10 protein-coding genes are annotated in these 14,573 nt (G+C 71.5%); 5 read left to right on the top strand and 5 right to left on the bottom strand.

Features of this window, described 5'->3' with window-relative positions; genetic code table 11:
- Window positions 1-181 precede the first annotated feature (181 nt).
- Both ACFYOV_RS18870 and ACFYOV_RS18865 read left to right on the top strand, forming a co-directional pair.
- Window positions 182-661 carry a cation:proton antiporter regulatory subunit gene (locus ACFYOV_RS18870; protein WP_389089090.1) on the top strand — a complete coding sequence of 160 codons (480 nt, stop codon included), beginning with the start codon at window positions 182-184 and terminating at the stop codon, window positions 659-661.
- Between the two features lie 4 nt (window positions 662-665).
- Entirely contained in the window at window positions 666-1,889 is a 1,224-nt protein-coding gene (locus ACFYOV_RS18865; protein ID WP_389089088.1) for a cation:proton antiporter, read from the top strand.
- A gap of 140 nt (window positions 1,890-2,029) precedes the next feature.
- On the opposite strand, the gene ACFYOV_RS18860 is transcribed toward ACFYOV_RS18865, so the two are convergent.
- Window positions 2,030-3,196, bottom strand: coding sequence for an alkaline phosphatase PhoX (locus ACFYOV_RS18860; RefSeq protein ID WP_389089087.1), 1,167 nt, complete (start codon window positions 3,194-3,196; stop codon window positions 2,030-2,032).
- Between the two features lie 295 nt (window positions 3,197-3,491).
- On the opposite strand from ACFYOV_RS18860, the gene ACFYOV_RS18855 reads away from it, so the two are divergent.
- Both ACFYOV_RS18855 and ACFYOV_RS18850 read left to right on the top strand, forming a co-directional pair.
- A complete protein-coding gene (locus tag ACFYOV_RS18855) occupies window positions 3,492-4,427 on the top strand; it encodes an ATP-binding cassette domain-containing protein (RefSeq protein WP_389089085.1) in 936 nt (311 codons plus the stop codon).
- The gene (locus tag ACFYOV_RS18850; protein WP_389089084.1) at window positions 4,424-6,061 is read left to right on the top strand and encodes an ABC transporter permease; all 1,638 of its coding nucleotides are present in this window, start codon (window positions 4,424-4,426) and stop codon (window positions 6,059-6,061) included. Before ACFYOV_RS18855 ends, ACFYOV_RS18850 begins: the two co-directional genes overlap by 4 nt.
- Window positions 6,062-6,181: 120 nt before the next feature.
- Here the strand turns inward: ACFYOV_RS18850 and arsM are convergent, their stop codons facing one another.
- Window positions 6,182-7,075 carry an arsenite methyltransferase gene (gene arsM, locus ACFYOV_RS18845; RefSeq protein ID WP_389089083.1) on the bottom strand — a complete coding sequence of 298 codons (894 nt, stop codon included), beginning with the start codon at window positions 7,073-7,075 and terminating at the stop codon, window positions 6,182-6,184.
- A gap of 196 nt (window positions 7,076-7,271) precedes the next feature.
- Between arsM and ACFYOV_RS18840 the strand changes: the two genes are divergently transcribed.
- A complete protein-coding gene (locus ACFYOV_RS18840; protein ID WP_389089081.1) occupies window positions 7,272-9,320 on the top strand; it encodes a spermidine synthase in 2,049 nt (682 codons plus the stop codon).
- A 175-nt stretch (window positions 9,321-9,495) separates the two neighbouring features.
- On the opposite strand, the gene ACFYOV_RS18835 is transcribed toward ACFYOV_RS18840, so the two are convergent.
- From ACFYOV_RS18835 to ACFYOV_RS18825, 3 genes are all read right to left on the bottom strand, one after another.
- Window positions 9,496-9,738 carry an acyl carrier protein gene (locus ACFYOV_RS18835; RefSeq protein ID WP_389089080.1) on the bottom strand — a complete coding sequence of 81 codons (243 nt, stop codon included), beginning with the start codon at window positions 9,736-9,738 and terminating at the stop codon, window positions 9,496-9,498.
- Window positions 9,739-9,836: 98 nt separating this feature from the next.
- The gene (locus tag ACFYOV_RS18830) at window positions 9,837-11,588 is read right to left on the bottom strand and encodes a ThuA domain-containing protein (RefSeq protein ID WP_389089078.1); all 1,752 of its coding nucleotides are present in this window, start codon (window positions 11,586-11,588) and stop codon (window positions 9,837-9,839) included.
- 18 nt (window positions 11,589-11,606) lie between these two features.
- Entirely contained in the window at window positions 11,607-14,375 is a 2,769-nt protein-coding gene (locus tag ACFYOV_RS18825) for a PQQ-dependent sugar dehydrogenase (protein ID WP_389089239.1), read from the bottom strand.
- Window positions 14,376-14,573 lie beyond the last annotated feature (198 nt).

Here is a 14,573-nt window from a genome sequence, read left to right as displayed (position 1 = left end):
CGGATCCCCCGTCCACCACCCCCGGAGTGACGACCTCCGTCCGCATCCCCGTGATCGCACCCGTGGCGGCCGCCCCGTCCGCGCGGCGTACGGACGCGCGCCCGACCGCCCCGGTCCGCAACCCCTCGAATGGCCTCACCACCGGCCGGTCCGCGCACACGACAGCGGCCATGATGGACCCATGGACGTGAACGAGGTGCTCCTGCCCGGTGTGGGACTGCGTTACGAGTTCACCAACCGCGACGGCGACCGGATCGGCGTCGTGGCCCGGCGAACGGGCGATTTCGAGCTGGTCGTCTACACGGCGGACAACCCGGACCAGGCCCAGCCCCTGCTGCGGCTCACCGGCGAGGAGGCCGACACCCTCGCCGAGATCCTGGGTGCTCCGCGGATCGCCGAGCGTTTCGCCGATCTCACCCGGGAGGTGCCCGGTCTGAGTGCCGGGCAGGTGGAGGTGCGGGCCGACAGCCCGTTCGCCGGCCGTCCCCTGGCGGAGACCCGGGCGCGCACGCGCACCGGTGCGTCGATCGTCGCGATCGTCCGCGGTGAGGAGGTGATCGCGTCACCGGGACCGGAGGAAGTACTGCGTGCCGAGGACGTGCTGGTGGTGATCGGCACCCACGACGGGATCGCGGGCGTGGAACAGATCATCCGGGGCTGAGCCGGTGCACACCTCCATCGCGCTGCTGCTGGAACTCGGCGTCATCCTGGCGGCTCTGAGCGTGCTGTGCGCCCTGGCCCGGCGCTTCGCGCTCTCCCCGGTTCCGCTCTACCTGGTGGCGGGCCTGAGCCTGGGCACCGGAGGCATCGCTCCCGTCCCGGCGGCGGGGGAGTTCGTGGAGACGGCGGCGTCCATCGGCGTGGTCCTGCTGCTGCTGACCCTGGGCCTGGAATTCACCATCCCCGAATTCACCGCCAGCCTGCGCCGCCACCTGCCGTCCGCCGCCGCCGACCTCGTGCTGAACGCGACGCCAGGCGCCCTGGCGGGCTGGCTCCTGGGATGGGACGCGGGCGGCGTTCTGGCCCTCGCGGGCGTCACGTACATCTCCTCGTCCGGCATCATCGCGCGGCTCCTGGGCGACCTGTGGCGGCTGGGCAACCGGGAGACCCCGGCGGTCCTGTCCGTGCTGGTGCTGGAGGACTTCGCGATGGCCGTCTACCTGCCCGTGCTCGCCGTGGTCGTCTCCGGTGGCACCTGGCCGCAGGCGCTGCTGGGAGTGCTGCTCGCGGTGGGCGCGGTGTTCCTCGCCCTCGCAGCCTCCCACTGGTGGGGCCGCCACCTCGGACGGCTGGTGTCGCCCCCGGACGCCGAACAGGTCCTCCTGCGGGTCCTGGGCGTCACCCTGATCGTGGCCGCGCTGGCCGAGTCGGTCCACGTCTCCGCGGCGATCGGCGCCTTCCTGGTGGGGCTGGCCCTCACGGGAGACGCCGCGGACCGGGCCCGGACGGTGCTCGGCCCGCTGCGTGATCTGTTCGCCGCACTGTTCTTCCTGGCCATCGGGCTGTCCGTCAGTCTGGGCGCTCTGCTGCCCGTGCTTCCCGTCGCCGTGGCCCTGGCGGCGGTCACAGCCGTCAGCAAGGTGGCGGTCGGCTGGTACGCCGCCGCACGCGAGGGCGCGGGCCGGCAGGGGCGGCTGCGAGCCGGGACCGCGCTCATCGCCCGGGGCGAGTTCTCCCTCGTCATCATCGCGCTGGCCGGCGCCCAGAACGACAGGCTCGGCCCCCTGGCCACCGCGTACGTCCTGATCCTGGCGGTCGTCGGCCCGCTCGTCACGCGCTTCGCCGGTCCGCGGCCGGCCCCGCTCCTGCCGGAGCGTCCCGTGCCGACCGGCACCGGGCCACCCGGCGGCGCTGGCACCGTCCACGGAAGCAAAGGGGTGTCGTCGTGACCGGCGGACGGGGTCGGACCGGAGCACTCAGCGGGGGTCACGACGACATGGGGCACAGTCCCCGCGCAGCCCCACCGATCCCCGACCGGCGGCACCGGGCCGCCACACCGGGCAGTGGCGGCCGCGGGCAAGCGTGGCGCTCAGGCGGTGGTGCGGAACGGTCCGGTGACTTCGTAGGTGATGCCGCCGGAGGAGGTGCCGGTTGTGCCGCGCTGGCTGGAGAAGTACAGGCGCCTGCCGTCGGGGGAGAACGCCGGGCCGCAGATCTCCGAGCCGGACTGGCCGGTGATCCGCAGGAAGGGGGCGACGATGTCGTCGGGGGTGATGATGCAGATCTCCATGGTGCCGCCGTCCTCGGCGACGAACAGGTCCCCGGAGGAGCTGCCGGTGACGTTGTCGACGCCGGTCAGTGGTGCGGTGCCGTTGGTGACCAGGTTGTCGTCGTAGGCGAGTTCGTAGGTGCTGTTGAGCAGGTTGAGCTGCCAGACGCGGTTGTCGCCCTTGGTGGTGAACCAGACGGTGTCGTTGGCGTAGTGGCATCCTTCGCCGCCGTTGAAGATCTTGGCTCCGGAGACCTGGTCGCGGGTGTAGGTGGGGGAGCCGTCCGGGTCGGGCACGTTGGCCCAGGTGAAGGTGCCCGAGGTGCCGGTGCCGGCCTTGAGGACCTGGAGGGTGCCGGAGGACAGGTTGCCCCAGGTGGTGGGGACGAAGCGGTAGAAGCAGCCGTCGGACTCGTCCTCGGTCAGGTAGATCACCTTGCGCACCGGGTCGGCGGCGGCCGCCTCGTGGTTGAACCGGCCCATCGCGTCGCGGCGGACGGCGGCCTTCACGCCCCACGGGTCGGTCTCGTAGACGTAGCCGCGGCTGACCTCCTCGCAGGACAGCCAGGTGTTCCAGGGGGTGGCCCCGCCCGCGCAGTTGCGGTTGGTGTTGGACAGGATCCGGTAGGCGCCCGTGACGGTGCCGGAGGAGTTGAACCTGACGGCGCCGGCCCCGCCGGTGGAGGAGATCTCGGAGTTCGAGACATAGATCCAGCCCGTGCCGTCGGCGAAGCAGGCGCCGCCGTCGGGGGCGTTGTGCCAGGTGTACGAGGTGCCGGGCACCGTCTGGCCGGAGCGGGCGACGACTCTGCTGGAGAAGCCGCCGGGCAGCATGATGCCGTTGGCATCGGCGGCCAGCAGGCCACCGTACGGGCTGGTGCCGTTCTGGGCCGGGGCCGCGTAGGCGGCGCCGTGCATCAGGGTGCCGCCGAAGACGGCGGCCGAGGCACCGAACACCGTACCGCGCAGGAAATTACGACGTTCCACAGCTGCTCCTTGATGAGAAACGGGAGGACGACTCCGGCCGCCCAGCCAACCGGTGTACGGGGAAGGCGTCGGATCGACATCCCCGCCATCGGATGAACGCCGCTGGAACCCTTTCGTACCGGATGCGGACCCGCCGACCGGGAAACGGCCCGGGCGGCCGGGCCGGAGCGGCACCCGCGAACGGCGGGACGATCGGCCGGCGGACCCGGGGCGTGCGGCCCTACCGCCGCGCCGCTCACCGGACCGACGCTGGTCCTGAGGGCGAGGATGCTCCCGCGTGATGAGGTGAGCAGACGTGTGCGCGGCGATCTCGGTATCCGGGCTGGTCAAGGACTTCGGTACGACCCGGGCGCTCGACGGTCTCGACCTGACGGTGGAGAGCGGGGAGGTGCACGGCTTCCTGGGGCCGAACGGCGCCGGCAAGACCACCACCTTGCGGGTTCTGCTGGGGCTGCTGCGCCCGGACGCCGGCACGGTGTCCCTGCTGGGCGGCGACCCCTGGCGGGACGCGGTCCGGATCCACCGCCGGCTGGCGTTCGTACCGGGCGAGGTGAACCTGTGGCCCAACCTCACCGGTGGTGAGGTGATCGACCTGCTCGGCACCCTGCGGGGAAGTTTGGACCGGAGACGCCGGGCCGAACTGCTGGAGCGGTTCCGGCTCGACCCGGGCAAGCGGTGCCGCGCCTACTCCAAGGGCAACCGTCAGAAGGTGGCGTTGGTGGCGGCCCTCGCGTCCGACGTCGAGCTGTACCTCCTGGACGAACCCACCTCCGGGCTCGACCCGCTCATGGAGGCGGTCTTCCAGGAGGTCGTTCAGGAGTTGCGGGGCACCGGCCGCACCGTGCTGCTGTCCAGCCACATCCTGTCCGAGGTGGAGGCGCTGTGCGACCGCGTGACCATCGTCCGGGCGGGCCGGGCCGCCGAGTCGGGGACCTTCGAGGAGCTCCGCCACCTCACGCGGACGACGGTGACCGTGGAGACCGGCAAGCCGGTCGACGGCCTCGGCCGGGTGCCGGGGGTGCACGACGTGAGCACGGACGGCAACCGCGCACGGTTCAGTGTCGACCCCGGTGATCTGGGCGATGTGCTGCGGCACTTGGTGACGCTGGACGTCCGTGCGCTGACCAGCTCGCCGCCCACGCTGGAGGAGCTGTTCCTGCGGCACTACGGCGAGGACATCGGCGCTCCGGAAGTGCCGGTGGGTGCGACGGTCCCGGGGAGGACGCCATGACCGGGACGGCAGCCGGTCGGACCGGCACGTTCGCGCTCACCCGGCTGGCACTGCGGCGGGACCGCTTCACGCTTGCCGCCTGGATCCTCGGGCTGAGCCTCTTCACGGCCGGTATCACGGCGATGAGCGTCAGCGGTATGCCCACGCGCCAGGACGTGGTCCAGGAGACCGAACTGATGGCGGGCAACGCGGCGATGCGCATGCTCGGCCTGGCCTCCGGCGCCAGCGTCGGGGGCTACACACTGGTCCGCGGCCATCTCACGCTCGCCGTGCTCGCGGCGCTGATGAGCGCGTTCACCGTGGTGCGGCACACCCGGCAGAACGAGGAGACCGGGCGCGCCGATCTGCTGGGAGCGACCGGTGTGGGCAGGTACGCCGGGCTCACCGCGGGAGTCGTCGTCGCGGTCGGGGCGAACGTGGTGCTGTCGGCGCTGCTGGGCCTGGCGATGATCCTGAACGGACAGCCGGTGGCGGGCTCCCTCACCGCGGGCGCCTCGGTCGGCGCCGTGGGCGTTGTGTTCGCCGGCGTCGCCGCGATCGCCGTGCAGCTGTCGTCCACGACGCGCGGCGCCAACGGGATCGCGGTGGCGGTCCTCGCCATCGCCTTCCTGCTCAGTGGTGTCGGCAACATGCTCGGCCGGGTGGACGGGAGCGGTGTGCGGGTGGTCAGCGCGTGGCCGGCCTGGCTGTCCCCGATCGGCTGGGGCCAGCAGATGAGGCCGTTCGGCGGCGACCACTGGTGGCCGCTCGCGCTCTTCGCCGGCCTCTTCACCGCCCTGCTCGCGGTGGCGGGTGCGCTGGTGCGCCGCCGGGACGTCGGCCGGGGACTGCTCCCCGGGCGGCGCGGCCGTACCGAGGCCGCTCCCGGGCTGCTCAGCCCGTTCGGGCTGGTGTGGCGGCTCCAGCGCGGGGCCCTGCTCGCCTGGGCGGTGGGCATGCTCGGATTCGGCCTGGTCCTCGGTGCCATCGGCGGTGAGGTCAAGGACATGGAGGGTGCGGCACGCGACTGGTACGCGCGCGTGGGCGGTACGGGCGAGATCGTGGACGCCTACCGCACCTCGATCATCGGAATGGCGGGCATGGCCGCCGCGGTCTACGTGGTGCAGGTCCTGTTGCGCATGCGGGCCGAGGAGACCGAGGGCCGTCTGGAGCCGGTCCTCGCGACCGCGGTCAGCCGGGCCCGGTGGGCGACGGGCCACATCCTGAACGCCGCATCGGGTGCCGCCGTACTGCTGCTGCTGTTCGCCCTCGGCATGGGGCTGACGGCCGGCCGCTCGCTCGGCGGAGGTGCCGCCGGACAGCTCGGCGACCTGACGACGGCCGCACTCGCCCAGCTGCCGGCGATCCTGGCGCTCGGTGGGCTCGTCGTCGCGGTGGTCGGGCTGCTGCCGCGGTGGGCCGGGGCATTTTCCTGGACCGTCGTGATGGCGTCCGTGCTGCTGGGTCCGCTGTTCGCTCCGACCCTGAAGTGGCCCCAGTGGGCGCAGAATCTCTCGCCGTTCACCCACACCCCCAGGGCGCCGGCCGCCGCGATCGGCGCGTCCTCCGTCATTGCCCTTCTCGTCGCGTTCACGGTTCTCGCGGCGGCGGGCGTCGTCGCGTCCCGCCACCGCAACCTGGCCCTTCCCGGGTGACCCGGGTCCGTGTCCGGCCGTGGCCCGCTCCCTCCCGCTCGCCGGTCACGATGCTTCCCGTCCCGGGAACACACCGGCCGGCGGTGGTGCGGGCCGGGACCTTCGGCGCGCAGTGCGGTCTCAGTCCCGGCAGCCGCAGCCCGACGCCGCCTTGGCCTGAGCGACGGTCAAGGAGGCGTCGGCGGAGGTCTCACCGGCGGTGCAACAGGCGTCGACCCCGCAGCAGGCGTCCGCGGTGGCCGCCGCTCGGGAGGCGGCACCGGAAGCCGCCGGCTTCGTGGCGCGGACGACCGCCGCGTGCATGCCGTCGGCGACCGCGTGCGTCGCACGGATGTCGATGCCCACGAAACCGGCGGCTTCCAGCCCCGCGTGGTATTCGGCGAAGGACAGGGCGCCGGCGATGCAGCCGGCGTGGTCGCCGCGCTCGGCCCGCTGCCCGGCGGTGAGGCCGTCGTCGGCGACGACGTCGAAGACGCCGATGCGGCCGCCGGGCCGCAGTACGCGGTACGCCTCGGCGAGGACGGCCGGCTTGTCGTCGGACAGGTTGATCACGCAGTTGGAGATCACGACGTCGACGGTGCCGGCGGGCAGCGGGACGGACTCGATGGTGCCCTTGAGGAACTCCACGTTCGTCGCGCCCGCCTTCTCGGCGTTGGCCAGGGCCAGGGCCAGCATCTCGTCGGTCATGTCCAGCCCGTACGCCCTGCCGGTGGGACCGACGCGTCGGGCGGCGAGCAGAACGTCGATCCCGCCCCCGGAGCCGAGGTCCAGGACGCGCTCCCCTTCGCGCAGCTCCGCGACGGCCGTCGGGTTGCCGCAGCCCAGCGAGGCGGCGACGGCCTCCGCGGGCAACCCGCCGCGCTCGTCTGCGGTGTACAGGGCGGCGCCGAAGGTCTCGTCGATCTCGACGGGCTGCGGTCCGCAACAGGCGGTACCGCCCTCGATGACCTGCACGGCCGCTGCGGCGTAACGGCGGCGGACGGTTTCCCGCAGGTCGGTGGACAGCTCGCTCATGACTCCACTCCCGAATGATCGGACGACGCCGATCTCTGTATCGACGTTCGTGGAATCAACTGTGCGCTCTGCATCGAGAAACGTCAACATAGACGAGAATCGAAATCGTCTGGCGTGCGGGCGGAAGGAGTGGTGGTGCGGTGACATCGGCAGGGCATCTCGACGCGCCGCACCGAAGATGGCACCGTAAACCCGCATGAAGCGGACCGAATCCGGGCGAAATGTCAGCTCGGTGCGTTGGCGGCTCGTACTGGCCAGCACCACCATGCTTTTCGTCGAGCTGGCCCTGATCAGATGGGCGGGCGCCAACGTCGTCCACCTCAGCTACTTCTCCAACTTCATCCTGCTCGGATCGTTCCTCGGCATCGGCATCGGGTTCCTGATCCCGGCCGCGCGCGGACAGTGGCTCAAACGCTGGACGCCGGTCCCGCTCGCACTCCTCGTCGTCCTGGTGCGCGAGTATCCGGTCCAGGTGCGCCAGAGCAGCAGCGAGGTCATCTACTTCACCGCGGTGAAGGCCACCGGTCTCCCCGAGTGGGTGACCCTGCCGGCCATCTTCCTGCTGACCGCGGTCATCATGGCCGGCATCGGCAAGATCACCGCCGATCTGTTCCGTCAGCTTCCCTCACTCGACGCCTACCGCTACGACCTGCTCGGCAGCATCACCGGCTCCGTCTCCTTCGCCGCACTGTCCTGGCTGCGCGCACCCTCGGTCGCCTGGGGCCTGCTGGCCGCCGCGGCGCTGCTGGTCCTCGGCGGGCGGCGCAACACCCTGCTCTACGGCATCCCCCTGACCGCCATGGTCGCCGCGCTGTTCCTGGAGACGACCACGAGCGGCATTTCCTGGTCGCCCTACTACAAGATCGAGCTCAAACCCTCGACGACCGCGAACCGGACCTACCGCATCGCCGCCAACGGGGTCCCCCACCAGAGCACCGCACCGCTCCCGGTGCTGATGCGGGAGAACTCCCCCTACCGGCAGGCCTACGACCGGACGCCCCGCAACCCGCACAAGCGCGTCCTGGTCATCGGCGCCGGCAACGGCAACGACGTCGCGGTCGCGCTGGCACACGGCGCCGAACGGGTGGACGCGGTCGAGATCGACCCCCGTCTCCAGGAGATCGGCGCCGATCTGCACCCGGCGAAGCCGTACGACGACCCGAGGGTGCACGTCCACATCGGCGACGGACGGGCTTTCCTGGAACGCACGGACACCGAGTACGACCTGATCGTCCTGGCCCTGCCGGACTCGCTGACTCTGGTGGCCGGCGCGAGCAACCTGCGCCTGGAGAGCTACCTCTTCACTCGGGAGGCGTTCGAGGCCGCGCGGGACCACCTGGCCCCGGACGGCGCGTTCGCCATGTACAACTACTACCGGAAGAGCTGGCTGGTCGACCGTTTCGCCGGCGGCCTCGACGAGGTCTACGGCCACGCACCCTGCATCACCACGTTCAAGAGGAACGCGGCCGTGCTGGTGACCGGTATGACCCCCGCCGACCAGTCGTGCGAGCAGACGTGGCGACCCAGTGGCGCGGTACCGCCGGCCGCGACCGACGACCACCCGTTCCCGTACCTGCTCCACCGCACCGTTCCCACGCTCTACCTGGGTGCCCTCGGGGCGATCCTGCTGGTGACGCTGCTGTCGGTGCGCCTGGCCGGGGTGCGTATCCGCAGCACGGTCCGCTACACCGACATGTTCCTGCTGGGGGCGGCCTTCATGCTGCTCGAAACGAAGAGCGTGACCGGCTTCGCGCTGTATTTCGGCACCACCTGGCTGGTCAACGCCCTTGTCTTCTTCGGTGTCCTGGTTGCCGTCCTCGCGGCGGTCGAGGTCCGGCGCAGACTGCGGCGGGTCAACCAACTGCTGCTGCAGCTGCTGCTCTTCGCGTCCCTGGCGGTGGCCTGGCTCGTCCCGGCACAGGCCGTGCTCTCGCTCCCCTTCGCCGGACGCCTCGCCGCGGCCATCGCCCTGGCCTTCGCCCCCATCTTCTGTGCCAACCTCATCTTCTCGGACCGCCTGGCACAGGCCGCGGACCCGACCTCGGCGTTCGGCGCGAATCTGCTGGGCGCGCTGACCGGGGGCGCGCTCGAGTACCTGGCCCTGGTGACGGGCTATCAGGCACTGTTGCTGGTCGTCGCCGTGCTGTACCTGGGCGCCTGTGTCGCCATGCGCGTCGCCGGACGCGGGCCCGGCGCGCGGCCTGCGCCTGTGCCGGACGAGAAGGTGGTGCTGGACCCCAAGTAGGTGCCGGATCGGCCCCCGGCCTCTGGGGGCGAGCCGCAGCCGGTGGGGGCGCGGCCGGTCAGGAGGGCGCGCGGCGTGGCGCGGAGAACGGCCGGGCGGTGGCCACGCCGACCCGCGCGGGGGTGCCCCGGGCTCCGCGCCCGGGGCACCCCCGCGCCTCCGGCAAGGCAGCGTGTCAGGTGACAGCGGGCCCCGCCTGCTCGGTGCCGGACAGCTGGGCCAGGAACCGGTGGCAGCGGGCCGCCCGCTCCGCATCCTGTTCCATGACGGTGCGGAAGAAGTCGGCGATCTCCTGCTGGTCCGCGTTCTCCGCGTCGCGCACGTACTGGCCGTAGTCGTGCCCCGCCTTCAGCGAGTGGTACTGAACGGAGATGAGGTCGTACACGACGTCACTGAATCCGGTCTCGCCTGTCGCCACGAGAGTCCTCCCGGTGTGCGTGAAGAATGGGCCGAACCTCGGGTATCCCCCATTTTCCGGTGAAACCGATGAGCGGCTTGGACCCCCGTGGCACGGCACTACGGCAGGGTCCATTTCTGGTTGGGGCCGGTGTGGCAGGTCCACAGGTGGATGGTGGTGCCGTCGTTCCAGGTGGGTCCGGATGCGTCGAGGCATTTGCCGGAGCGGGGATTGCGGACGGTGCCGTCGGTGTGGGGTGTCCATGTCTGGGCGCCGGTGCCGTTGCAGGTCCACAGCTGGATCCTGGTGCCGTCGGCGGTGCCGCCGCCGGAGACGTCGAGGCACTTGCCCAGGGCTTCGAGGGTGTCGTCGTCGGTGACGGTCCACTTCTGGGCCGTGGTGCCGTTGCAGGTCCACAGCTGGATCTTCGTGCCGTCGGCGGTGCCCGCGCCGTCGACGTCCAGGCAGGTGCCGCCGACCCCCTTCACCTCACCCGAACGGGGCCCGGGCGTGCCGCCCGCCGTCCTGATCCGGATGTTGCGGAACGAGACGTCGTCGCCGTCCCCGTGGTTCTGGATGCCGATGTGCCCCTGCCGCAGACTGCGCGCCGGGTCCGTGTTGGTGAAGTCGTTGATCTTCCGTCCGTTGAGGAACACCTCCAGCCGTTCACCGGCGACCCGGATCTCGTACGTGTTCCACTCGCCCGGCGGGTTCAGCGCCGCGTCCCGCGCGGCGATGTCGGCCGATCGGAAGCCGTAGACGGCACCCGTGGTGCGGTCGGGCGCGTCCGTGGCGTCGATCTGGATCTCGTAGCCGCCGTTCACCGCCGACCACGGGTCGTCGGAGGCCGGGAAGCCGACGAACACACCCGAGTTGTCGTCCCCGGCCGCCCTCCAGTCCAGCTTCAGGGAGTAGTCGCCGGTGAACTCCCTGGCCGCGTACCACAGCATGCCGAGCCCGCCGTACGAGGACAGCGTCCCGTCGGAGAGCGTGAAACCGCCGGGGCCCGCCTGTCGCCACCCCGTCGTGCCGGTGCCGTCGAACAGCGCCGTGTAGCCCGTCTCGGGACGGCAGTCGGCCTCGGTCGTGCCCGCGGCCCAGCGGACGCCGCCGAGCAGGTGCCGCCGGAAGGCGGGGTCTGTGAAGGACTCGTCCGTATGGCCGCCGCCGGTGTAGAAGGCCCGCCCGCCCTGGTGGTCCTTGCACCAGGCGATGGGGTGGTCGCCGGACATCGAACCACCCGAGTAGCTGGACTCGTCCAGCGAGGCCAGCACGTGCGCGGTGGTGCGTGGGTTGGTCCGGTAGTCGTACCACTCGTCGGTCCGCTGCCAGGCTCCGCCCAGGTGGGCGGTGGCGTCGTGCGCGCGGTCCTCGACCTTCACGGTGGCCGGCTGGATCGCGGGGTGGGACCGGAACCAGGCACCGGCCAGGGTGCCGTAGAACGGCCAGTCGTACTCCGTGTCGGCGGCGGCATGGATGCCGACGTAGCCCCCGCCGGCCCTGATGTACTCCTCGAAGGCCGTCTGCTGGGCGTCGTTCAGCACGTCACCCGTGGTCGACAGGAACACGACCGCCTCGTAGCGGGCGAGGTTGCCGGCCGTGAAGGCCTGGGCGTCCTCGGTCGCGTCGACGGTGAAGTCGTGCGCGGCGCCCAGGTCCCGCAGGGCCGCGATGCCGTCGTCGATGGAGGAGTGCCGGAAGCCCGCCGTCCTGGAGAAGACGAGGATCTCGTAGGCCGGGTCCGCCGCGGCGTGTGCTCCCGCGGATCCGGCGGGGCGGCTGTCCGGGGCCGGCTGGGCCCAGGCCTGCGGTGCGGTGCACAGCAGGGCGCCTGCGAAGAGGCCGAGAGCCGCTCTCAGGTGGTTGCGCATGGGGGTCGCCTCCTTCCGTTACGGCAGGGTCCATTTCTGGTTGGGGCCGGTGTGGCAGGTCCACAGGTGGATGGTGGTGCCGTCGTTCCAGGTGGGTCCGGATGCGTCGAGGCATTTGCCGGAGCGGGGATTGCGGACGGTGCCGTCGGTGTGGGGTGTCCATGTCTGGGCGCCGGTGCCGTTGCAGGTCCACAGCTGGATCCTGGTGCCGTCGGCGGTGCCGCCGCCGGAGACGTCGAGGCACTTGCCCAGGGCTTCGAGGGTGTCGTCGTCGGTGACGGTCCACTTCTGGGCCGTGGTGCCGTTGCAGGTCCACAGCTGGATCTTCGTGCCGTCGGCGGTGCCCGCGCCGTCGACGTCCAGGCAGGTGCCGCCGACCCCCTTCACCTCACCCGAACGGGTACCGCCGGTGGTGGCGAAGGAGAAGTCGTCCACGTCGAACAGGGAGCCGGTGCCGCCCTTGAAGACCAGGTGCAGGGTGGTGGAGCCGCTCGGCCGGTCGCCGAGGTCGGCGCTCACGTCACGGAACGTCTCCCAGCCGCCGGTGACGGGCACGGTCGCGCTGCCCAGCAGGGTGCCGGTCGGGGAGCCCGCCCGCACCTCGATCGTGCCACCGGCGCCGGCGGAGGACACCCTGGCGGTGAACCGCGTGGCGTTGCCCAGGGCGTAGGGGGTGAAGGAGATCCAGTCGCCGTTGTCGATGTGACCGACCGTCCTGCCGCCGTGGGCCGGGGCGTGGGACACCACCTGTACCCCGGACGAGCCGCCGTGGTGTTCGGCCTGCCGGTGGCTGGGCTGGGTGATGTGCTGGTCGTGCGCGGTCAGCGCGGGCTGGCCGTTCGCGCCCCGATCGGTGTACTCGGCGTCGATCACGCCGAAGATGTTGGCGTTGGGGTCGTGCTCGCCGTCGGCCAGGGTCTGGAGGGTGCCGGAACAGCCGGTCGCCGAGGTCTGCGGATGGCCGTGGCTGTCGTGCCCCACGATGAAGGTCACCTTGACCCTGGAGCAGTCGATCGTGCCGTCCTCCGGGTCGGTGACCGTCACCTCGAAGGGGATCGCGGAACCGAAGTCGTGCAGCGCGCCGTCGGCCGGCGCGCCGACCGTGACGGTGGGTGCGGTGTTGCCGACCGTGACGAGGACCGAGGCCGTCGCCGTCTTGCCGGTGGAGTCGGTCACCGTCAGCGTGGCCGTGTACTGGCCGTTGGCCCTGTACGTGTGGGAGGGGTCGGCGGCGGTGGAGGTCGCCCCGTCACCGAACCTCCAGGCGTACGTCAGCGCGTCGCCGTCCTGGTCGGAACTGCCGGCGGAGGAGAAGGAGACGGTGAGCGGTGCCGTGCCGGAGGTCCTGTCGGCCCCGGCCCGGGCGACGGGGGCGCGCCCGTCCGTGACGTGCTCGATGCGGTACAGCGCCGAGTTCTCGTCGCCGTTGAAGTAACCGGTGCCGTAGTCCAGGACGTAGAGCGCCCCGTCCGGGCCGAAGGCCATGTCCATCACCTGCGTGCCGTTCCAGGGGAAGGAGTGGACGGACTGCACGGTGCCGTCTGCGGAGCTCTGGATGCGCTTGATCCAGCGCCGCCCGAACTCCCCGGCGAAGAAGTCCCCGTCGAACTCCTGCGGGAACGCGACGTCGGACGGGGAGGAGGCGTCGTAGCGGTAGACGGGGCCGCCCATCGGCGACTCCGAGCCGTTGCCGAACTCCGGTACCGAACCTGCGTCGTACGGGATCCACGCGGGCTGCGCGGGCGGCAGGTCGGTCAGGCCGGTGTTGCGGGGGGAGGTGTTCCTCGGCGCCGAGCAGTCGAAGGCCGCTCCCGAGGCGCCGGAGGCGAAGTCGTGGTCGACGTAGGCGTCGTTCCTGCCGGTGCAGTACGGCCAGCCGAAGTTGCCCGCCCTGGTGATCCGGTTGAACTCGACCTGACCGGCGGGACCGCGCGAAGCACTGGCGGTGCCGGCGTCGGGGCCGTAGTCACCGAGGTGCACGATGCCGGTGGCCTTGTCCACGCTCATCCGGAACGGGTTGCGGAATCCCATCGCGTAGATCTCCGGCCGGGTCCTCGCGGTGCCCGGCGGGAAGAGGTTGCCGCTCGGGATCGTGTAGGTGCCGTCCGCGTTCACCTTGATGCGCAGCACCTTGCCCCGCAGGTCGTTGGTGTTCCCGGCGGAACGCTGGGCGTCGTAGGCGGGGTTGCGGGAGGCGCGCTCGTCGATGGGCGTGTAGCCGTCCGAGGCGAAGGGGTTGGTGTCGTCCCCGGTCGACAGGTACAGGTTGCCCTGCGCGTCGAAGTCGATGTCACCGCCGACATGGCAGCACATCCCGCGGGACGCCGGCACGTCGAGGATCTTCCTCTCGCTCGCGAGGTCGAGGGTGCCGTCGCTCCTCAGGACGAACCGGGAGAGCCGGTTGACCCCGTCGAACGGGGTGAAGTCCGCGGCGGTGCCGTCCGCGGGGGCATCGCCGGCCGGGGTCGAGAGCTTGGGGGCGTAGTAGAGGTAGACGAACCGGTTGGACGCGAAGCCCGGGTCCGCCGCGACGCCCTGGAGTCCTTCCTCGTCGTGGCCGTACACGTCGAGCCTTCCGGCGGTCTTGGTGGTACCGGCGGCGTCGGTCAGCCGCAGCGTTCCGTCGCGCGAGGTGTGCAGCACGGAGCGGTCGGGCAGCACCGCCAGGGTCATCGGCTCGCCCGTCTCGGTCACCCCCTTGGCGAGGGTGACCTGCTGGAACTCAGCGGCGGAGACCGCCTGTCCGTCGTCCTCCGGCTCCGCGGCCGCGACCGGGGTCACGGGCAGCAGACAGCCCGCGGTACATACCGCTGCGAGCGCCAGTGACCGTAAGAGTGCGGATTTTGAACGTCTTCTGCGCACAGATGTCTCCCTGGGGTGGGGTGTCGGCAGGCATGCGACATGCCGTGCCGCGGGGGGAGTACGGGCGCACGCCGTCGCGCCTGAAAGCCACCGGTCACCTGCGGGGGTGTGACCAGTACACCT

This window comes from Streptomyces sp. NPDC005931, assembly GCF_042871235.1.
GTDB lineage: Bacteria > Actinomycetota > Actinomycetes > Streptomycetales > Streptomycetaceae > Streptomyces.
The sequence above is the reverse complement of the archived record's forward strand: the minus strand, read 5'-3'. Positions and strand labels throughout refer to the sequence as shown.

Coding starts and splice junctions, on each gene's coding strand:
- ACFYOV_RS18870 (WP_389089090.1), top strand. CDS start 182: ATGGACGTGAACGAGGTGCTCCTGCCCGGTGTGGGACTGCGTTACGAG.
- ACFYOV_RS18850 (WP_389089084.1), top strand. CDS start 4,424: ATGACCGGGACGGCAGCCGGTCGGACCGGCACGTTCGCGCTCACCCGG.
- arsM (WP_389089083.1), bottom strand. CDS start 7,075: ATGAGCGAGCTGTCCACCGACCTGCGGGAAACCGTCCGCCGCCGTTAC.
- ACFYOV_RS18840 (WP_389089081.1), top strand. CDS start 7,272: ATGAAGCGGACCGAATCCGGGCGAAATGTCAGCTCGGTGCGTTGGCGG.
- ACFYOV_RS18830 (WP_389089078.1), bottom strand. CDS start 11,588: ATGCGCAACCACCTGAGAGCGGCTCTCGGCCTCTTCGCAGGCGCCCTG.